Origin of the sequence: Sphingomonas sp. GC_Shp_5 (assembly GCF_026540855.1) — a bacterium.
In the GTDB taxonomy this organism is placed as follows: Bacteria; Pseudomonadota; Alphaproteobacteria; order Sphingomonadales; family Sphingomonadaceae; genus Sphingomonas.
The window spans coordinates 59,682-77,274 of record NZ_JALNUP010000005.1 but is presented as its reverse complement, the minus strand read 5'-3'; the positions used below and the strand labels follow the sequence as shown (position 1 = coordinate 77,274).

At 68.0% G+C, this 17,593-nt stretch carries 21 protein-coding genes; 6 read left to right on the top strand and 15 right to left on the bottom strand.

Annotated features, from left to right (window positions below; translation table 11 throughout):
- Positions 1-71: 71 nt before the first annotated feature.
- Entirely contained in the window at positions 72-935 is an 864-nt protein-coding gene (locus OXR60_RS05570) for a type II CAAX endopeptidase family protein (RefSeq protein WP_267394784.1), read from the top strand.
- Positions 936-963: 28 nt separating this feature from the next.
- Here the strand turns inward: OXR60_RS05570 and egtD are convergent, their stop codons facing one another.
- Genes egtD through OXR60_RS05550 form a run of 4 tightly spaced genes read right to left on the bottom strand, consistent with a single transcriptional unit; the run spans position 964 to position 4,039 of the window.
- Complete coding sequence (gene egtD, locus OXR60_RS05565) at positions 964-1,941, bottom strand: L-histidine N(alpha)-methyltransferase (RefSeq protein ID WP_267394783.1); 978 nt, start codon at positions 1,939-1,941, stop codon at positions 964-966.
- A complete protein-coding gene (gene egtB / locus OXR60_RS05560) occupies positions 1,941-3,191 on the bottom strand; it encodes an ergothioneine biosynthesis protein EgtB (protein ID WP_267394782.1) in 1,251 nt (416 codons plus the stop codon). The genes egtD and egtB overlap by 1 nt, the downstream gene beginning before the upstream one ends.
- Before the next feature lie 49 nt (positions 3,192-3,240).
- Positions 3,241-3,804: a cob(I)yrinic acid a,c-diamide adenosyltransferase gene (locus OXR60_RS05555; protein WP_267394896.1), complete on the bottom strand. Its 564-nt coding sequence runs from the start codon at positions 3,802-3,804 to the stop codon at positions 3,241-3,243.
- A 4-nt stretch (positions 3,805-3,808) separates the two neighbouring features.
- A complete protein-coding gene (locus OXR60_RS05550; protein ID WP_267394781.1) occupies positions 3,809-4,039 on the bottom strand; it encodes a twin transmembrane helix small protein in 231 nt (76 codons plus the stop codon).
- 175 nt (positions 4,040-4,214) lie between these two features.
- On the opposite strand from OXR60_RS05550, the gene OXR60_RS05545 reads away from it, so the two are divergent.
- The 3 genes from OXR60_RS05545 to OXR60_RS05535 all read left to right on the top strand — a co-directional run bounded on the left by OXR60_RS05545 (position 4,215) and on the right by OXR60_RS05535 (position 6,739).
- A complete protein-coding gene (locus tag OXR60_RS05545) occupies positions 4,215-4,382 on the top strand; it encodes a hypothetical protein (protein WP_267394780.1) in 168 nt (55 codons plus the stop codon).
- A 21-nt stretch (positions 4,383-4,403) separates the two neighbouring features.
- Positions 4,404-5,240: an MBL fold metallo-hydrolase gene (locus tag OXR60_RS05540; RefSeq protein ID WP_267394779.1), complete on the top strand. Its 837-nt coding sequence runs from the start codon at positions 4,404-4,406 to the stop codon at positions 5,238-5,240.
- Between the two features lie 113 nt (positions 5,241-5,353).
- Complete coding sequence (locus OXR60_RS05535) at positions 5,354-6,739, top strand: hypothetical protein (protein ID WP_267394778.1); 1,386 nt, start codon at positions 5,354-5,356, stop codon at positions 6,737-6,739.
- A 22-nt stretch (positions 6,740-6,761) separates the two neighbouring features.
- On the opposite strand, the gene OXR60_RS05530 is transcribed toward OXR60_RS05535, so the two are convergent.
- Positions 6,762-7,280, bottom strand: a complete 519-nt coding sequence (locus OXR60_RS05530) for a ferritin-like domain-containing protein (RefSeq protein WP_267394777.1) — start codon at positions 7,278-7,280, stop codon at positions 6,762-6,764.
- Between the two features lie 115 nt (positions 7,281-7,395).
- Positions 7,396-8,250 (bottom strand): manganese catalase family protein, encoded by an 855-nt coding sequence (locus tag OXR60_RS05525; RefSeq protein ID WP_267394776.1) that lies wholly within the window; start codon positions 8,248-8,250, stop codon positions 7,396-7,398.
- Positions 8,251-8,468: 218 nt separating this feature from the next.
- On the opposite strand from OXR60_RS05525, the gene OXR60_RS05520 reads away from it, so the two are divergent.
- Positions 8,469-9,341, top strand: a complete 873-nt coding sequence (locus OXR60_RS05520) for a 2-dehydro-3-deoxygalactonokinase (RefSeq protein WP_267394775.1) — start codon at positions 8,469-8,471, stop codon at positions 9,339-9,341.
- Positions 9,338-9,970: a 2-dehydro-3-deoxy-6-phosphogalactonate aldolase gene (locus OXR60_RS05515; RefSeq protein WP_267394774.1), complete on the top strand. Its 633-nt coding sequence runs from the start codon at positions 9,338-9,340 to the stop codon at positions 9,968-9,970. Before OXR60_RS05520 ends, OXR60_RS05515 begins: the two co-directional genes overlap by 4 nt.
- Positions 9,971-9,994: 24 nt before the next feature.
- Here OXR60_RS05515 and OXR60_RS05510 read toward each other — a convergent pair whose 3' ends face one another.
- The 9 genes from OXR60_RS05510 to cyoC all read right to left on the bottom strand — a co-directional run bounded on the left by OXR60_RS05510 (position 9,995) and on the right by cyoC (position 17,590).
- The gene (locus tag OXR60_RS05510) at positions 9,995-11,008 is read right to left on the bottom strand and encodes a family 43 glycosylhydrolase (protein ID WP_267394773.1); all 1,014 of its coding nucleotides are present in this window, start codon (positions 11,006-11,008) and stop codon (positions 9,995-9,997) included.
- An 83-nt stretch (positions 11,009-11,091) separates the two neighbouring features.
- Positions 11,092-11,484, bottom strand: coding sequence for a hypothetical protein (locus tag OXR60_RS05505; RefSeq protein WP_267394772.1), 393 nt, complete (start codon positions 11,482-11,484; stop codon positions 11,092-11,094).
- Positions 11,485-11,791: 307 nt separating this feature from the next.
- The gene (locus tag OXR60_RS05500) at positions 11,792-12,406 is read right to left on the bottom strand and encodes a TetR/AcrR family transcriptional regulator (protein WP_267394771.1); all 615 of its coding nucleotides are present in this window, start codon (positions 12,404-12,406) and stop codon (positions 11,792-11,794) included.
- Between the two features lie 75 nt (positions 12,407-12,481).
- Positions 12,482-13,825, bottom strand: coding sequence for an FAD/NAD(P)-binding protein (locus OXR60_RS05495; protein WP_267394770.1), 1,344 nt, complete (start codon positions 13,823-13,825; stop codon positions 12,482-12,484).
- A 58-nt stretch (positions 13,826-13,883) separates the two neighbouring features.
- Positions 13,884-14,447 carry a response regulator transcription factor gene (locus tag OXR60_RS05490; protein WP_267394769.1) on the bottom strand — a complete coding sequence of 188 codons (564 nt, stop codon included), beginning with the start codon at positions 14,445-14,447 and terminating at the stop codon, positions 13,884-13,886.
- Positions 14,444-15,742 (bottom strand): ATP-binding protein, encoded by a 1,299-nt coding sequence (locus OXR60_RS05485; protein ID WP_267394768.1) that lies wholly within the window; start codon positions 15,740-15,742, stop codon positions 14,444-14,446. The genes OXR60_RS05490 and OXR60_RS05485 overlap by 4 nt, the downstream gene beginning before the upstream one ends.
- Positions 15,743-15,817: 75 nt before the next feature.
- Entirely contained in the window at positions 15,818-16,507 is a 690-nt protein-coding gene (locus OXR60_RS05480; RefSeq protein ID WP_267394767.1) for an SURF1 family protein, read from the bottom strand.
- A 22-nt stretch (positions 16,508-16,529) separates the two neighbouring features.
- Positions 16,530-16,961 (bottom strand): cytochrome o ubiquinol oxidase subunit IV, encoded by a 432-nt coding sequence (cyoD, locus tag OXR60_RS05475; protein ID WP_267394766.1) that lies wholly within the window; start codon positions 16,959-16,961, stop codon positions 16,530-16,532.
- Positions 16,958-17,590 (bottom strand): cytochrome o ubiquinol oxidase subunit III, encoded by a 633-nt coding sequence (gene cyoC / locus OXR60_RS05470; RefSeq protein ID WP_267394765.1) that lies wholly within the window; start codon positions 17,588-17,590, stop codon positions 16,958-16,960. Before cyoC ends, cyoD begins: the two co-directional genes overlap by 4 nt.
- Positions 17,591-17,593: the final 3 nt, after the last annotated feature.

The following is a 17,593-nucleotide window of genomic DNA, read 5'->3' as shown; positions in this document are numbered from 1 at the left end:
AAGCGGGCGGATGGTTGCCAGCCGCCGGCAAAGCTGGTGTACCGCCAAGGCAATACACTGTGGGGGTGAAGATGACGGCGATGATCGAGCTGGGCGAGGCGGGGGTGTTGGCACCGGGACGGTGGCGCTGGCTGCGCGCGCTCGGCTGGATGGTGGTGCTGTTCCTCGCCTGCCTCGCCGCCATGTCGCTGCAGGCCGCGACCAAGGCGGTGCTGCACCCGCCCGAGGCGGTGCTCAAGGGCGTCGCGGTGGCCTCGGCGGTGATCGCCTATCTGCTCTATGCAGGGCTGGTGCGCTGGGGTGAACGGCGGGTGCCCGCCGAGCTCGCGCTGCGCGCGTTGCCGCGCGATCTGCTGCTCGGCATCGCGATCGGCCTCGGCATGTTCACGCTGGTGTTTGCCAGCCTGCGGTTGCTCGGCGCCTACACGCTGGCGCCCGGCGACTGGAACGACGTCGGCCACGATCTGCGCGAGACGCTCGGCACCGGCTTCGTCGAGGAACTGATCGCGCGGCTGGTGATCTTTCGCCTGCTGATGCGCGCCGTCGGCATCTGGCCGGCGCTGGCGGGATCGGCGCTGTTGTTCGGCGCGGGGCATCTCGCCAACCCCAACGCCACCTATGTCGCGGCGCTGGCGATCGCGGTGGAGGCGGGGCTGATGCTCGCGGCCTTCTATCTGCTCACCGGGCGGATCTGGATGTCGGTGGGGGTCCATGCCGCGTGGAATTTTGCGCAAGGCGCGATCTTCGGCGCGCGGGTGTCGGGGCAGGGCGGCAGCGGCAGCCTGTTCGTCAGCGCGCCGGTGCCGGGCGTGCCCGATGTCGTCAGCGGCGGGCCGTTCGGGCCGGAGGCGTCACTGTCGGCGATGCTGGTCGGGGTGGTCGTCTTCGTCGTCGTCATGGCCGCGGCGCGGCGGCGACAGGCCGCGATCGGGTGATCACGGCCGCGCGTTGGTGGCCGCAGGCTCAGGGCGCCGGCCGCTCCGCCTGGGCCTCGGCGAGATAGAGCGCGAACAGCCCGTCGGGGTCGGTCCATTCGGCGATCGGCGTCCAGCCGCCGGCGCGCAGCAGGATACGGGCGTCGCGCGCGCCATATTTGTGGCTGTTCTCGGTGTGAATGGTCTCGCCCGCGGCCATGTCGAACGGCCGGCCGTCGATGGTGAAGCTGATGTCGCGGGTCGCGGCGAGGTGCATCTCGATCCGCGCGCGATCGTCGTTCCAGATCGCCTGGTGGGCAAAGGCGTCGAGCGGCATTGTGCCGTCGAGTTCGCGGTTGATCCGCTCGATCAGGTTGAGATTGAACGCGGCAGTGACGCCTTTTGCATCGTCATACGCCGCGACCAGCGTCGCCTCGTCCTTGATCCGATCCATCCCAATCAGCAGCATCGCGCCGAGGCCGAGCGTGTCGCGCATCGAGCGCAGCAGGTCGACGCCTTGGCGCGGGATCATGTTGCCGATTGTCGAGCCGGGGAAGAAGCCCAGCTTGGGGGCTTCGGCGATCGTCTGCGGCAGGGTCATCGGCCGCATGAAATCGGCCTCGAACGGCAGCACCAGCAGCTCGGGGAAGGACTGCGACAGCGCGCGCGAGGATTCGCGCAGGAAATCGCCGGAGATGTCGATCGGCACATAGGCCGATGGCGCCACCGCGTGCAGCAGGATCGGCGTCTTGGTCGACGAGCCCGAACCGAATTCGACGACCGCGCGGCCGCGGCCGGCGATCGTCGCCACCTCGGGGCAGGCGGTCTCGAGGATTGCCGCCTCAGTGCGGGTGGGGTAATATTCGGGCAATTCGGTGATCGCCTCGAACAATTCGGAGCCGCGGCGATCGTAGAACCAGCGCGCGGGGATGGCGCGCGGACGGCGCTCCAGCCCGGCGAGCACGTCGGCGCGGAATTGCGGGTCGGCGAGGGATGCTTGGCCGTCCTCGGCCTCCGGCTTGAGCATCAAAGATCCTTTGCGAGCCGCACGCCGGTGAACTGCCAGCGCTGGTGCGGATAGAAGAAGTTGCGGTAGCTCGCCCGGGCATGGCCGCGCGGGGTGGCGCAGCTGCCGCCGCGCAACACGAACTGACCGTTCATGAACTTGCCGTTGTATTCGCCGACCGCGCCCTCGACCGCGCGAAAGCCGGGGTAGGGGCGGAACGAGCTGCCGGTCCATTCCCAGACATCGCCGAAGAAGCCGGGGCCACCGCTGGAGGGGCGGGGTTCGACCGGGCCGGCCATGTCCATCTGGTTGCCCCCGGCGGGATCGTGGCCCGCAGCGGCCGCTTCCCATTCGGCCTCGGTAGGCAGGCGTGCGCCGGCCCAGCTCGCATAGGCATCCGCCTCGTAAAAGCTGACATGGGTGACCGGCGCGGCGGGATCGATCGCGCGCCGTCCATCGAGCCCCATCCGGGTCCAGCCGCCGTCCTGCTGCTCCCAATAGAGCGGCGCCTCGATGCCCTGCGCCCTCACCCAGGCCCAGCCATCCGACAGCCAGTAGCGCGGCTCGCGATAGCCGCCAGCGGCGATGAATCCGGCCCATTCCGCATTGGTCACGGTGCGGTTCGCGAGCGCGTGGCGGACGAGTAGGGTGTCGTGGCGCGGACCCTCGCTGTCGAACGCGAAGCCGTCGCCGGCATGGCCGATCTGGGCGATGCCGGCGTCGCGCTCGATCCAGCCGATCGGTGCCGGCATCGCCACCGGCACTTTCCGCGCGGCCGGGTAGAGCGCGGGCTCCAGCGGGTTCTCGGCGAACAGATGGAGGATGTCGGTGACGAGCAACTCCTGATGCTGCTCCTCGTGATGGCAGCCGAGCTCGACCAGCGCCCGCGCCTCGGCGGGAAGGGTGGGCCATGCCGCGGCCAGCGCGGCATCGACATGGGCGCGATAGGCGCGGACCTCGTCGAGCGTCGGGCGGGTGACCATGCCGCGGCGGTGGCGGGCGTGGCGACGGCCTTCAGCCTCGTAATAGCTGTTGAACAGGAAGGGAAAACGCGGATCGTGCAGCTCATAGCCGGGCACATGATCGCGCAGCACGAAGGTTTCGAAGAACCAGGTCGTATGGGCGAGGTGCCATTTCGCCGGCGACGCATCGGGCATCGACTGCACGGTGGCATCGGCGTCGGACAATGGCGCGGCGAGCGCGAGGCTCAGCCTACGAACGGCGGCGAACCGATCGATCATCGGGACCTGCGCGGCGGCAGCCTTCAGCATCGTGGTTCCTTCCTGCTTGTTGACCCGAGTGGCGGGTAGCCGAGCGCCGTTAGCGCGTCGCCCCCGGCACCCACAGAACGTCGCCCGCCCCCGTTTTGTTCACGTGACGCGCCGCGACAAACAGATAATCGGACAAGCGATTGAGATACGCCAAGGCTTGCGGGTTGAGCGCCGCCTCCATCGCCACCGCGGCACGCTCCGCCCGGCGCGTGATGGCGCGGGCGAGGTGGAGCGCGGCGGCCGCGGGTTCGCCGCCGGGCAGCACGAAGCTGGTCAGCGGCGGCAGGCCATCGTTCATCACGTCGATCTCGCGCTCGAGCCGCTCGACCTGGCCAGCGATGATCCGCAGCGCGGTGGCCGAAGGGGTGAAATCGCCGCCGGGGGTGGCAAGATCGGCGCCGAGATCGAACAGGTCGCTCTGGATCCGCTGCAGCGCCGCGGCGAGCGGGTCGCCGCCGAGCGCGACCACGGCGACGCCGATCGCGCTATTGGCCTCGTCGACATCGCCGATCGCCGCCATCCGCGTGTCGGCCTTGGACAGCCGCGAGCCATCGACCAGCCCGGTGCTGCCGGCATCGCCCGTGCGGGTGTAGATTTTGGTGAGCTTGACCAGCGGCTCAGGTCCGGCCGGCGAGGAACATGATCAGCACCACGATGGTGATTGCCAGCGCCTGGAAGAAGATCCGCATCTGCATCATGCGGTTCGATTTCAGCGAGGCGGCGCTCGGGCCTTCGCCCTGCTTCACCTGGTCGGTCGATTCCTGGAGGAACGAGACAATCCCGCGGACCAGCGCGACCACCGTGGCGATCATCGCCGCGATCAGGAGCAGGGCGAGGAAGGTGTTCATGAGTGGATCCTACGCCTCCCTGCGTCTGCCGGCAACGGCTCAAAACAGCACGCATGACCCCGCCGCTCCGCCAGCGTCTATCTACGCGGATTGCGCGAAATCTCCCTAAAATCAGTAACTCCGGTGGCTCTAAGCGTTGCCCGAGGCGTTTATCGCCGCGGCAAAGGAGCTGGCTGTGACCGATCGACCTACCCCTCACGACGGTTCGCCGTCCCCCAAGCGCCTGCCGCGGCCGGCCATTGCCGGCCTCGCGCTCGCCGGCGTCGCCGCTGTGCTGTGGGCGCGCTGGGCCGCCCGCGAACCGGCGCTCGACGCGCGCACGCGCCAGCGCCTGCGCGGCTGACCCTGCAGAGAAGGATCCCCGATGCATATCCATCATCTGAATTGCGGCACCTGCTGCCCCGCCGGTGGGCGCCTGTTCGATGGTCACAGCACTGGCGCTGCAGCCCATCTCGTCTGCCACTGCCTGCTAATCGAGACCAGCGCGGGGCTGGTGCTGGTCGATACCGGCTATGGTTGCCGGGATGTGGCGAGGCCGCGCGAGCGCCTGTCCGATTTCTTCCTCGCGCTCAACCGCCCGCAGCTGCGGGCCGACGAGACTGCGCTTGCCCAAGTTCGAGCACTGGGCTTCGATCCGGCCGATGTTCGCCACATCGTCCTCACCCACCTCGATTTCGATCATGCCGGGGGCATCGAGGATTTCCCGAATGCCCGCATCCACGTCACCGCGCGTGAAAAGGAGGTCGCCGACGAGCGCCGCGGCGGTGCCTTCGTGTCGCGCAAGCGCTATCGGCCGCAGCAATGGGACGAGGCCACCAATTGGTCGCTCTATCCGCTGGGTGACGGCGAACGCTGGTTCGGTTTCGATGCGGTGCGCGATCTCGCCGGACTGCCACCCGAGATCCTGATGGTGCCGCTCGCTGGTCATACCTGGGGCCATGCCGGCGTCGCCGTATTGGAGGACGACGGGCGCTGGCTGTTCTACGCCGGAGATGCGTATTTCCATCATGGCGAGGTCGGGGCCGAGCAGCGCGATTGCCCGCCGGGGCTGCGCGGTTACCAGAAGCTGATGCAGGTCGACGGCCGCGCGCGGATCGACAATCAGGCGCGGCTCCGACGGTTATCGGTGGACCAGGCCGCGGCGATGCGGATCTTCTGCGCGCACGATATCGTCGAGTTCGAGGCGCTCGTTGGCGGCTGACCGGCGCCAGGCCCTGCGCTTCACCTGAATCAATGGCAATCGCGCCGCGATGCCGTATACGCGCACGCTTAGTGCTGTTCGATCCGTCCCACGCCCCGCCGCACCTGCCCCGGGTGTTCACCCGCCCTGGCCTGCCCTATTTCGTCACCGACACCGGCGAGCCGTGGACGCCGATCGGCCACAATGATGCGATCACCTGGCCCGATCTCGCGCCGCTGTTTCGCCGCCGCGATCTCGGCGCCGTGGAGCGGCACCTGTGGTGGCTCAAGGATCATGGCGTCACCTGTATCCGGCTGATGCTGGAATATTGCCACGGCGAGCATCGCTACCTTGAGAAGCCGGCGGGGCGGTTCGTGCCCAATATGGTGCAACTGTGGGACGATCTGTTCGTGCTGCTCGAACGCGTCGGGATGCGCGTGCTGCTGACGCCCTACGACACCTTCTTCATGTGGATCCGCTGGAAGGATCATCCCTACAACCAGAAGAACGGCGGCCCGTGCGCGAGCCGACGCGCCTGGATCACCTGCCCGGCGATGCGCGAGGCGATCAAGCGACGGCTGGCGTTCGCCAGCGATCGCTGGGGCGGCAGCCCGGCGCTGTTCGCCTGGGATTTGTGGAACGAGATGCATCCGGCGCATGGCGGCAACGATCCAGCGGCGGCGATGCCGTTCATCGACGATGTCTCGGCCTGGCTGCGCGCGCATGAGATCGCGCGTCATGGCCGTGCCAATTTGCAGACGGTGTCGGTGTTCGGGCCCGAACTGATCAACCATCCGGCGCTAGTGGAGCCGATCTTCCGCCACCCCGGCCTCGATATCGCCAACACCCATCTCTACGAGCATGGCACGATCGACGATCCCAAAGACACCGTCGCACCGGCGCTGGCGGTGGCGCGGCTGATGCAGGCCGCGGTTGCCGAGGCGGGCAGGGGGCGGCCGGTGTTCGATTCCGAACACGGCCCGATCCACGCCTTCAAGGATCGCAAGCGCACGCTGCCAGTGGCGTTCGACGACGAATATTTCCGCCACATCCAGTGGGCGCATCTCGCGAGCGGCGGCGCCGGCGGCGGCATGCGCTGGCCCAACCGGCATCCACATGTGCTCACCACCGGAATGCGCGCGGCGCAGAGGGTGCTGGCCGATTTCCTGCCGTTGATCGACTGGGCTCAGTTTCGACGGGTAAATCTGTCGGGATCGATTGCTGGCGACGATCCCGGTGTGGCCATCGTCGGCTGCGGGGATGAGGCGCAGGCGCTAGCCTGGGCGGTGCGCACCGATGCGAAAGGCGTAGATCGGACGCTGGTGCCACGGCTCGATGCGCCGGCGATGACGGTGTCGATCCCAGGCCTGGCCGCGGGCCGCTATGCCGTTACCGCGATCGACACCCGTGATGGCACGGTGGTCTGCCGGGCAGAGGCCGGCACCGCAGGCGAGCCGCTGCGTGTGGCCGTGGGGCCGGTACGCAGCGACATGGCGTTGGCGGTGCGCCGGCAGGATTGAACGCGCACCGCTCAGACCATGATCAGTGGCTGGCGGTCTCGCCCGCCGCCCGACGCTCGACATATTTCAGCGTCAGCGCCGCATTGTGCCCGTCGATCCAGGCTGCCATCGCCTGCTCTTCGCTGAGCGAGGTCTGCAGCAGCGGGCTCCACTTGGTGAAGCTGCCTGCATCGGCGAGGGTGATCAGCGACTTGTAGGCCGCCGCCTCGAAATTCTCGAACGCGAAGTTGGCGAAGCTGTTCTTGAGGATCTCGTCGGGCGCGAACACGTGTGCAATGGCGGCGAGGTTGCCGGTCAGGCTCAGTCCGATGTCCTTCAGCGTCGAATGGGTTTCATCGAAGCCGGCGAGGATCTCCTCGAGCCGTTGGATCTGCTGCTCGGTCTCGCCGCGGTGATGGCGGAGCATGTCGGCGACTTCGGGATAATTGGCGAGGTGATCGAGCTGGCGGTCGATCAGCGCGAGCGCCTGATGCTCGACGCCATGGGCATTCTTGAGGCCGGTTACGAACACCGACTGAAGCACGTCATTCTGGCTAGGCATAAGGAATTCCTCTCGTTGCTACTGTGCCAAGGAACGAACGCCGCCGAGGTTCCCGCGGGGGGGAGCCTCGGCGGCGATGAAGCGGGGCGGGCGATGCGCCCGCCCGATGGCCAGGTCAGCCGATCTGCTGGGTCTGCGCGCCGCTGTCCGGGCGTGCCGGCCCGAGGATCGGTTCGTCGGCGAGCGGCTCGTTGCGGAACACGCTGAACTCGCCCTTGCCGTCCGGCGTCGGGCCCGAGGTCCAGGCGCCCTCGGGATAGGAACCGTCGATCGAGGTGACGTAGAAGTTGTAGTTGTTCTGCTGGTCTTCCATGTCCTGCGGGAAGCTGTTGGGGATCGGCAGGTTGCCGGCTTCTGCGCCAAGTTCCTCGATCACCGCGAGCCACTGCTGCTGGTGCATGGTGTCACGCGCGATCATGTAATGGAGCATCTTCTTCATGCCCTCGTCGTGCGCGGCGTTGAACAGACGCACCGCGAGCACGCGGCCGGTGCTCTCGGCAGCGACGTTGCAATACATGTCGGCGGCGACGTTGCCGCTGGCATAGATGTGGCTCATGTTGAACGGCACGCCGTCAGAATCCATCGGCATCGCGGCCATGCCGGCCGACAACAGATTCTTGTGGATGATCCCTTCGATACTGTGCCGCGGGTTCTCGCCGCCCATCACCGCGCCGACGATGCTGTCCTTGACGCCTTCTTCCTGGAGGTGAGCGGGTGCCTTGTCGAGATTGAGCGCCACCGCGGTCGCCAGCATCTCGATGTGGCCGATCTCCTCGGTCGCCGTGTTGAGCAGCATGTCACGATATTTGGTGGTTGGCGCGCGATTGCCCCATGCCTGGAAGAAATATTGCATGCAGACGCGGATCTCGCCCTCGACACCGCCAATTGCCTGTTGCAGCATGCGCGCGAACGCAGGATCGGGTTCGGTCACCTGGACCGGATATTGCAGCCTCTTGTCGTGATAATACATGATGCACTCCCGCAGTTGGCCCATCACCTCGTGGATGGTGATGGCGCTGCAACGCGTTGCTTCACGCTTGTTTTCCGACAATCGGCACATGGTAAACGCAGATCAATGAGATTGTCGCGGGCGGGGTCGACCGACGGTGCCGCCGCCGGGCATCGCGAAGCTCATCGCCACCGCACCGGGACATGGTGCTGGTCGTCAACCTGCTGTAGGCGCGCGGGGTGAGCAACGAACCTTTCATCGCGGTCGACTGGGGTACGACCAACCGCCGCGCCTATCTAATCGAGGATGGCGCCGTGATCCGGACCGAGCGCGACGCGCTCGGCATCCTCAGCGTCGCCGCCGGTGGCTTCGCCGCCGAGGCGCAGGCGCTGGCGGCGCGGCTCGGGGGCGCACCGATGCTGCTCGCCGGCATGGTCGGCTCGAACCGCGGCTGGGTGGATGCGGGCTATGTCCGCTGCCCGGCGACGCTGGAGGCGCTCGCCGCGCAGCTGGTGCGGCCGATCGACGGTGTCGCCATCGCGCCCGGCGTCAGCCGTATCGCCGACGGCCGCGGCGACGTGATGCGCGGTGAGGAGGTGCAGTTTCTCGGCGCGGTGGCGGGCGGGCTGGTGCCCGCGGACGGGCTGCTCTGCCAGCCCGGCACCCACAACAAATGGGCGCAGATCGACGACGGCGTCCTGGTCGATTTCACCACCGCGATGACCGGCGAGATGTTCGCGCTGCTCCAGCGTCATGCGCTGATCGGCGCGGCGATGACCGGCACGGTGGCGGACGGCGCGGCGTTCCGCGATGGCGTCGCCGATTCCGCGAAAAGCGATCTGCTCGCGCAACTGTTCGGGGTGCGGCCGGCAAGCCTGCTGGGCCTGCGCGACGATGCCGATGCCGCCGCTTACGTCAGTGGCCTGCTGATCGGCAGTGATTGCCGCGCCCGGCTTGCGAGCGGCGGCGGCCATGTCCATCTGCTGGCCGACCCGATGCTCGGCAGCCTTTATGCCGCGGCGATCGAGGAGGCAGGGGGCAGGTCGACGCTGGTCGACAGCCACGCCGCCTTCCTCGCTGGAATTACCCGTTTGTGGGAGCTTGCCCGATGATCGATTTCGCCACTGCCTTTGCCGCCTGCCCGCTGGTCGCGATCCTGCGCGGGGTCCGTCCCGACGAGGTGGAGGCGATCGGCGACGAGCTGGTCGAGGCAGGTTTCACTCTGATCGAGGTGCCGCTCAACTCGCCCGATCCGTTCGCGAGCATCGAAAAGCTGGAGAAGCGGCATGGCGGCCGCGCGCTGATCGGCGCCGGCACGGTGTTGCGGGTGGAGGATGTGGCGCGGGTGCAGGGCGTCGGCGGCCAATTGGTGATCTCGCCCAATACCAATATCGAGGTGATCGCCGCCACCGCGGCCGCGGGCATGATCTCGATGCCGGGCTATTTCACCCCGTCCGAGGGTTTCGCCGCGATCGCCGCGGGTGCCACCGCGCTCAAGCTGTTCCCGGCCGAGGCGGCAACTCCCGGCGTGCTCAAGGCGCAGCGCGCGGTGCTGCCCAAGGACATGCCGATCCTGATCGTCGGCGGTGTTGCCCCCACCAATATGACGCCGTGGCTGGCGGCGGGCGCCAACGGCTTCGGGCTCGGCTCGGCGTTGTACAAGGTCGGCGCCACCGCTGCCCAAGTGGGTGAGGCGGCGCGCGCCTTTGTCGCTGCGCTTAAAGATCAGCCGCAGGGCTGAAGCTGGGCAGCCGCATCACCGCACTCAGCCGGGGCAATGTTCCCCCGGCCGGGCCGCCGGCAGCGGCATCGGCGGCGGAATGGTATCGCTGATGCGGATCGGCCGGATCGAGCCATCGCGCCCGTAACTGATCGTCTGCACCGCGGTCTGGCGGACGCCGGTGAACGGCCCGGTGCGATCGCGTTGTTCCCAGCGGTGATAAGCGATGATCCAGGCACCGTTGGCTGGATCCTGCGCGAAGGAATGATGCCCCGGGCCCTGATGGGTGGCATCACTGGTGAGGATCGCGCCGCGATAGCGCCATGGACCGGTCGGTGAGGGCGCAGTGGCGTAGCGCACCGAATAGGTCGCATCGTTCCAGCGGCCGTGGCTGTATGAGAGATAATAAACGCCCTTGCGCACGTGCATGAACGCGCCTTCGGTGAAGCCCGGCGGCGTCTGCACCGGGATTTCGCGAGCGATGTGGACCATGTCGGGCGTGAGCTCGAACACCCGCAGCGTCGCGCCGGCGCTGCCGCCGGCATAGAGATAGGCCTTGCCGCTCGCCGGATCGACGAAGGTCATCGGGTCGATCGCCTCGAAGCCGTTGCCACCGGTCAGCAGCGGCGCCCCGCTGTCGACGAACGGGCCGGCGGGCGACTTGCTCACGGCCACACCCAGCCGACTCGGGGTCGGGTTCTGCGGCCCGACCGAATAATAGAGGAAATAGCGGCCATTCCGCACCGCCAGCCCCGGTGCCCACAGGAAATGTTCGCGCGCGCCGTCGTCGCCGATCCACTTGATCGAGGCGATATCGATCAGCGGCGCGGACCGGGTCCAGCGCTGGAGATCGGCGGACGAATAGGCATAGAAGCGGCTGGCGACGAAGCCGTTGCCGGGATCCACCGCATTGGTCGGGTAGATCCAATAGCGGCCGCAGGCGATAGCGATATGCGGATCGGCGCCGGCGAATACCGGGTTGTGCGCGCCGCGGGCAACCGGCCGATCGGCGGCCGCCAACGATGACGACAGCATCACCAGCGCAGTGACGCCCAACATGGCTCGACGCATCCTCTTCTCTCCCTTTTGTGGAGAGCTCTAGTGACGCGGCCGAGAGGTTACAATCGGCAACCTTGCGGGCGTTAGGCGGCGGTGCTGCGCTGCGACCCGCCGGCGCGCAGGCCGGTGACGCTGACCACCAGCGTCTCGATCTGCGCCTCGCTGAAGCCTGCGGCGATGAAGCGGTGGATCTCGGTGGTCGGCAGCGCAAAGCCACGGTGCCAGGCGTGGACGGCGAGACGACGCAACGCCTCGAGCCGCTGGTCGGCGAGGCGCGAGGCAGTGCCGATCCCGAACAGGCTGCGGATCGCCCGTGACATCTTGCCCGGCTGGCCAAGGCTGCCGAGCCCGTCGCGCTTGGCGAGCGCGATCACGCTCCACTCCAGCGCCGAAAAGCCGGTCTGCACCTTGGCGGCGACGCCGCTGCGGCTGCCGGCGGGCGCGGCAAACATGTTGTCGAGATCGAGATAGGCCATGCAAAGTCCCCAATTGCTTGAACGCACGGCTCCTGTCGCTGGCCCTCGCCTGCGGTCCGCCGGTCGTCGGTGAGTTGTGTCGCCGACGACCAGCTGCCATCGCGGCCGCTGCAGTCGGTGTGTTGAGCGTAGGAAGGTGCAGGGCAGCGCCGCACGATCCGGATCAGACGGTCGGTTGCTTCATGGGCGGGGTTCCCCTGCCACTGTCGGCTCCACCTCGGATCCGGCTTCGATACCAAGCGGTATATAAAAGGACCGGCCCTTCCGTCAACCGGTTTCTATACCGGTCGGTATTTTCCTGCAAAGATTATTTGGTCGGCCACACCGCGAGGCTGGTTTCGACCAGCTGGCCAAGTTCGGCGCAGGTCGCGCCCGAGCCGCCCTGGATCGCAAGCCCCTGCAGCAGCGCAAACAGATAGCGCGCCAGCGCCGTGGCGGTGAGATGGTCCGGCACCTCGCCGGCGTCGACCGCCTGCTGGAAACGGGCGATCAGCGCCTCCTGCGACGATGCGCGGCGCTTCATCACCTCGGCCTTGATCGGCTCGGCTTCGACACCGCAGGCGGTGGTGCTGATCACGCCGAGGCAGCCCTTGGGATCGCAGCTGCTGGACTGCACCGCAAGCGAGCCGCGCAGCAGCCGCTCGGCGACGCCGCGCGCCGTCGGCGCCTCGAGCGCCGATCGCATATAGGCGAGCTTTTCGCGCTCGTAGAGGTCGAGTGCCTTGTGGAACAAGGCTTCCTTGTTGCCGAACGCGGCATAGAGGCTGGGCTTGGTGATGCCCATCTCGGCGGTCAGTTCCGCCATGGACGCCGCCTCATAGCCGTTGCGCCAGAACACCCGCAGCGCCGCCGCCAGGGCGTCGTCGGGATCGAACTCGCGGGGTCGGCCGCGAGGAGCAGCGGTGGCACAAACGCTATCCATACTGAACGGTACATAGTGGCAGCGCGCGAAAAGTCCAGTTGCGGCGCGGGCTTAGCCTAAGTCGCTGAGTCCGGCCTAGAGTCCCTCGCCCTCCACCCAATGCGCGTTGGACAGGCGCCGTGCAACATTCCAGGTCTGGGTGCGGATGTCGGGCACCGCGACGATCTCCCAGAAACCGCCGCGGGTCATCGGCCCCAGCGCGAACACGCAGGCGCTGGCGGTGCCATCGGTGCCGATCACCTGGGCATCGCCGGTGACGTCGATGCCGAGATGTGCGGCATCGGGGCGGATGATGCCGCGGGTGGCGAGCGCGCGCAGCAGCGGCGCGGTGGTGCGCATCAGATCCCCCTGGGGCCCGGTGCAGTTGATGATCCGCGTGACCTTCATCCGCGCCGCAGACTCGGCGCCGCGCGGGCGCCAGGCGATGTCGACGCCGTCGGGCTGCTCGGTGAAGGACAGCGTCTTGCCGGCGACCACGTCGAGGCGGCCGTTTGCGGTCATCGCGTCGAGCCGGTCGGCGACGGCGGGTGCGAGCCGGTGGCGATGGACATCCCACCACGGTCGCAGGTGACGCAGAAAGCGGGCGCGTTCCCCTTCAGTGGCATTGGCCCACATCGCCTGGGTATAGGAGCGCAGTTCGTCGACGGCGTTGCGCCACCCCACTGCCTCGCTGCGTGCGCGTACGGAGTGCACCAACGCCGAGGCGACCGTCGCCGGCCGCTCGGCGATCTTGTGCCAGGGTGCCGCCGGCGCGTGCCGCCGCGGCAGCAGCCCGCGCCGCGACAGCGCGACGATCCGGCCGGCAAAGCCGCGCGCGTCGAGCATCAGCGTGACGTCGACCATGGTCAGCCCGGTGCCGATCACCAGCACCGTGTCGTCTGCGCCAAGCCCGTCGGCGACATCCGTCGCCCAGGGGTCCCCCTTGTAGCGGGTCGGCGACAGCGCTGCGGCGTCGAGGCCGGGCGGATCGTGCGGCGGCAGGTTGCCGACCGCGAGCACGATCGCGTCGGCGGCGATGCGCCGACCGTCGGCGAGCCTCACCTCTTCGCCCGGGCCGATATCCACCGCCTCGCCGCGCACCAGCTCTAGCCGGCTGCTCCAGCGCGCCTGCGCGGCCGCAAGCAACTCGCTCAGATACTCGCCATAAATCATCCGCGGCACGAATGCGCTCGCGGCCTCGGCAACGCCGCGTGCCTCGAGCCAGCGGACGAAATGCGCCGGATCGTCGGGGAAGGCGCTCATGTTGGCGGCGCGGACGTTGAGGAGGTGGCTGGGGTGGGCGGCGCCATAAGCCAACCCTTTGCCGGGCGTCGGGCCGCATTCGATGAGCGTCGCGCTCGGCCCGTCGTGGCGGAGCAGGTTGATCGCCTGGAGCGTGCCCGAGAAACCGGCGCCGATGATCGCGACGTGGCGGATCATCGCGCGGTGGCCGGCAAGAGGGCGGACAACGGAGTCATGCGTGTCTTTCCGTGGGCGGTCACGACATGTGCCGCTTGTCGAGTTTGCGCGCGAGGGTGCGCCGGTGCATCCCCAGCCGGCGCGCCGCCTCGGAGATGTTGAAGCCGGTGTCCGCCAGCGTCTGGTGGATATGCTCCCATTCCAGCGTCTTGATCGAGGTGGGCTGCAGCGACAGCTGAGCGTCGGCATCACCCTCGACGCGCGCGAACGCGGCCTCGATATCGTCGGTGTTGGCGGGCTTGGTAAGATAGTTGGTCGCGCCGAGCTTGATCGCCTCCACCGCGGTGGCGATGCTGGCAAAACCGGTCAGTACGACGATGCACATCGCCGGGTCAGCGGCGTGGAGGAGTTCGACGCAGGTTAGGCCGGAGGCGCCGCCGAGACGGAGGTCGACCACCGCGAATTGGGGGGCAAAATCGTGCGCAACAGCGGCCAAACGCTCGGGACTGGGCAGCATCTCGACCGTATAGCCGCGTCGTTCGAACGAGCGCGCCAGGGTGCGGGCGAGCACGGCGTCATCCTCGATCACCAGCAGGCGGCGCGGGGGCTCGGCGACAGGCGGGAGCGCAGTGTCATCGGTCATCGGGCGTCATCCGGGGCGATGGTGGCGAGCGGCACGCGCATCTGCACCTCGGCGCCGCCCGCGGCGAGATTGCGTGCCGACAGCGTGCCGCCGAGCGTGCGCAGCACGTTGGTGGACAGGAACAAGCCAAGCCCGGCGCCGCGGCGCTGCTTGCTGCTTTGATACGGCTTGCCGAGATTGGCGAGGATGGTGTCGGCGAAGCCCGAGCCATTGTCATGGACGGTGAGCACCAGCGTGCCGCCGTCGCGCTCGACGACCAGGACGATCCGGTCCGCCGCCGCCTCGAGCGCATTGTCGAGCAGGTTGGTGAGCGCCTGCTCGAGCGCGCGATCGGCGACGATCGGCAGATCGGTGCCGATCCGGTCTTCGACCCGCACCGCATCGGGGTGGGTCCGGCGCCAGGTGGTGACGAGATTGGCGATGAACCGCTGCAGCGTCGTGCGCGCCGGCGCCTCGCCGGTCACCTCGCCGGCGGCGAACAGGATGCCGCCGAGGATCTCCTTGCATCGCGCCACCTCGGTGCGCATCTCATCCACCTCGGCGGCGAGATGCGGCGTGCCCGCCACCGCGGGCTCGTTGCGCCAATCACCAAGGATCACCGACAGCGAGGCGAGCGGCGTTGCCAGCTCATGCGCGGCGCCGCTCGCGAGTAGCCCCATGCGGACGATATGCTCCTCTTCGGCAGCCTGCTGGCGCAGCGCGGCGACATGCGCGTCGCGCGCGCGCAAATTGTGCGCAACCCGGGTAACGAACAGCACCAGTAGCACCGCGGCCAGGGTGAAGTTGAACCAGCTGCCGAACACATAGGGGCCGGACAGGATGGTGGCGAGGTGGGGCGGCAGCGGCAGTGGCAGGTTGACGACCGCAAGACCCGCGAAGATCGCGCTGGTCAGCACCACCAATGCCCAGCTCGACCATGCCTCGAGCAGCACCGCGCCGAGCACCACCTGGAGCAGGTAGAGCGTGACGAACGGGTTGGTGACCCCGCCGCTCAGGAACAGTTGCGCGGTGAGGCAGCCGACATCGACCAGCAGCGAGGCGAACAGCTGGACATTGGTGATCGGCGGCCGGCTGAGCGCGATCGTCGCGAGCACGTTGAGCGCGACCAGCAGCGCCAGCGGCAGCAGCATCGGCCCGATCGGCAGCGCGATGCCGAGGCCGAAGCGCACCGCGAGGATCGCGGCAAGCTGGCCACCCACCGCCAGCCAGCGCAACTGGATCAGCAGAAGCAGGTTGCGCCGCCCGGCATCGATCGGGTTCGATCCGGCGGCGGCAAGGGCGGCGATCGGCCTCATCGGAGGGCTCTTAGAGCAAGGCCGTCACGGCGTCATCCCGCCACCACCTTGCCGCGGAATGATCGGCCGGCGGGGTTAATTCTTCGCCCGGGTCCGGATCGCGCGCAGCGCCATGAACGCGAGCAGCGCCGCCATGCCGAACCAGGTCAGCGCATAGACGAGATGGTTGTTGGGGAAGCTCACCACCGTCAGCCCTGCACGGGGCAGGGTATCGGCCGTGGCGCCCGGCGCCCTGGCGGCATCGATGAAATAGGGCGCGACCCGGCCCAGCCCGCGCGCCGCGGCGATCGCGGGCACGTCGCGCGAATACCAGCGGCCGGCGGCGGGATCGTTGCTGCGCAGGAAACCGCCTTTGGGCTCGGTGATCCGCAACAGCCCGGTGACGGTCACCGGCCCGGCGGGCGCGGCAACCGCGTTGCGCCGGTCGGGCGGCACGAAGCCGCGGTTGACGAGAACGGTGAAGCGATCGGTGACGAGCGGGGTCATCACCCAGAAGCCACCGCCAAATTCGGTCACCGCCTGGGTGAAGGTGTCGGCGCCGGTGCGATAACGGCCGGTCACGGTGACCCGGGTGTAGACGTCGTCGCGGGTCACGCGGGGCCAGGCGGCGGGCCCGGGAGCGGGGACCGGTGCCGCGGCAAGGCGGCGCTCGGTCTGCGCGATCAGCGCCCGCTTCCAGCCGAGCCGCTGGACCTGCCAGACGCCGAGCGCGACCAGCAGGAGAAAGACGGCGAGGGTGAGCGCCGCGGCCAGTTTCCGCGCCATCGTCTCGACCCTCGCCTGTCGGCTACATGCCGCTGTCGGTCGCGGCGACCGAGCCCGGCATCATGTTCTGGTTCATGTGGTACATCACCCACAGCGATCCGCTGAGCGCGATCACGACGATGATGATCGTGAAGATCAGCGCCATCAGCGTCCAGCCCTGCTCCGACTTGGAGTTCATGTGCAGGAAGTAGATCATGTGGACGACGATCTGCACCAGCGCGAACGCCATGCAGATGCCGGCGGCGAGCGTGTGGTTGGCGATCGCCCCGCTCATCACCAGCCCGAACGGGATGGCGGTGAGGATCACCGACAGGCCGAAGCCAATCAGATAGCTCTTGCGGCTGCCATGAGCGTGACCGTCGCCATGGGCGTGATCGTCGTGCCCGTGACCGTGGCCAGCCTTGCTGTCGTCGCGGATGTGGGTGCCATGGACGGCAGGTGTATCAGCGCTCATCGCAGCACTCCGAGCAGGTAAACGACGGTGAAGACGCCGATCCAGATGACGTCGAGGAAATGCCAGAACAACGACAGGCACTGCAGCCGGCGCTTGTTGGCGTCGATCAGCCCCTTGCGGCCGACCTGGACCATCAGCGTCGTCAGCCAGATCAGGCCGAAGGTGACGTGGAGCCCGTGGGTGGCGACCAGGGTGAAGAAGGACGACAGGAACGCCGAGCGCTGCGGGCCGGCGCCCTCATGGATCAGGTTGGAGAATTCGTAGAGCTCGATGCCGAGGAAGCACAGGCCGAACACCGCGGTGATCGCGAGCCAGCCCTGCGTCGAGCGGACCTTGCCCTCGTCGGCCGAGATCATCGCGAAGCCATAGGTGATCGACGAGAACAGCAGCATCGCGGTGTTCACCGCGACCAGCGGCAGCTCGAAGATCTCCTTCGGATTAGGCCCGCCGGCGTAGCTGCTGCCGTAGACGCCATAGGCTGCGAACAGCATGGCGAAGATCAGGCAGTCGCTCATCAGGTACAGCCAGAAGCCCAGCATGGTGCTGCCGCCGGCGTCGTGATGGTGCTCGTCGAGTTCGTAGAACATCGGTGCCTCGGCACCGGGCGGCGTGATCGCAGTGGCGCTCATCGG

Coding starts and splice junctions, on each gene's coding strand:
- OXR60_RS05570 (WP_267394784.1), top strand. CDS start 72: ATGACGGCGATGATCGAGCTGGGCGAGGCGGGGGTGTTGGCACCGGGA.
- egtD (WP_267394783.1), bottom strand. CDS start 1,941: ATGCTCAAGCCGGAGGCCGAGGACGGCCAAGCATCCCTCGCCGACCCG.
- egtB (WP_267394782.1), bottom strand. CDS start 3,191: ATGCTGAAGGCTGCCGCCGCGCAGGTCCCGATGATCGATCGGTTCGCC.
- OXR60_RS05550 (WP_267394781.1), bottom strand. CDS start 4,039: ATGAACACCTTCCTCGCCCTGCTCCTGATCGCGGCGATGATCGCCACG.
- OXR60_RS05540 (WP_267394779.1), top strand. CDS start 4,404: ATGCATATCCATCATCTGAATTGCGGCACCTGCTGCCCCGCCGGTGGG.
- OXR60_RS05530 (WP_267394777.1), bottom strand. CDS start 7,280: ATGCCTAGCCAGAATGACGTGCTTCAGTCGGTGTTCGTAACCGGCCTC.
- OXR60_RS05525 (WP_267394776.1), bottom strand. CDS start 8,250: ATGTATTATCACGACAAGAGGCTGCAATATCCGGTCCAGGTGACCGAA.
- OXR60_RS05515 (WP_267394774.1), top strand. CDS start 9,338: ATGATCGATTTCGCCACTGCCTTTGCCGCCTGCCCGCTGGTCGCGATC.
- OXR60_RS05510 (WP_267394773.1), bottom strand. CDS start 11,008: ATGTTGGGCGTCACTGCGCTGGTGATGCTGTCGTCATCGTTGGCGGCC.
- OXR60_RS05505 (WP_267394772.1), bottom strand. CDS start 11,484: ATGGCCTATCTCGATCTCGACAACATGTTTGCCGCGCCCGCCGGCAGC.
- OXR60_RS05500 (WP_267394771.1), bottom strand. CDS start 12,406: ATGGATAGCGTTTGTGCCACCGCTGCTCCTCGCGGCCGACCCCGCGAG.
- OXR60_RS05495 (WP_267394770.1), bottom strand. CDS start 13,825: ATGATCCGCCACGTCGCGATCATCGGCGCCGGTTTCTCGGGCACGCTC.
- OXR60_RS05490 (WP_267394769.1), bottom strand. CDS start 14,447: ATGACCGATGACACTGCGCTCCCGCCTGTCGCCGAGCCCCCGCGCCGC.
- OXR60_RS05485 (WP_267394768.1), bottom strand. CDS start 15,742: ATGAGGCCGATCGCCGCCCTTGCCGCCGCCGGATCGAACCCGATCGAT.
- OXR60_RS05480 (WP_267394767.1), bottom strand. CDS start 16,507: ATGGCGCGGAAACTGGCCGCGGCGCTCACCCTCGCCGTCTTTCTCCTG.
- cyoD (WP_267394766.1), bottom strand. CDS start 16,961: ATGAGCGCTGATACACCTGCCGTCCATGGCACCCACATCCGCGACGAC.
- cyoC (WP_267394765.1), bottom strand. CDS start 17,590: ATGAGCGCCACTGCGATCACGCCGCCCGGTGCCGAGGCACCGATGTTC.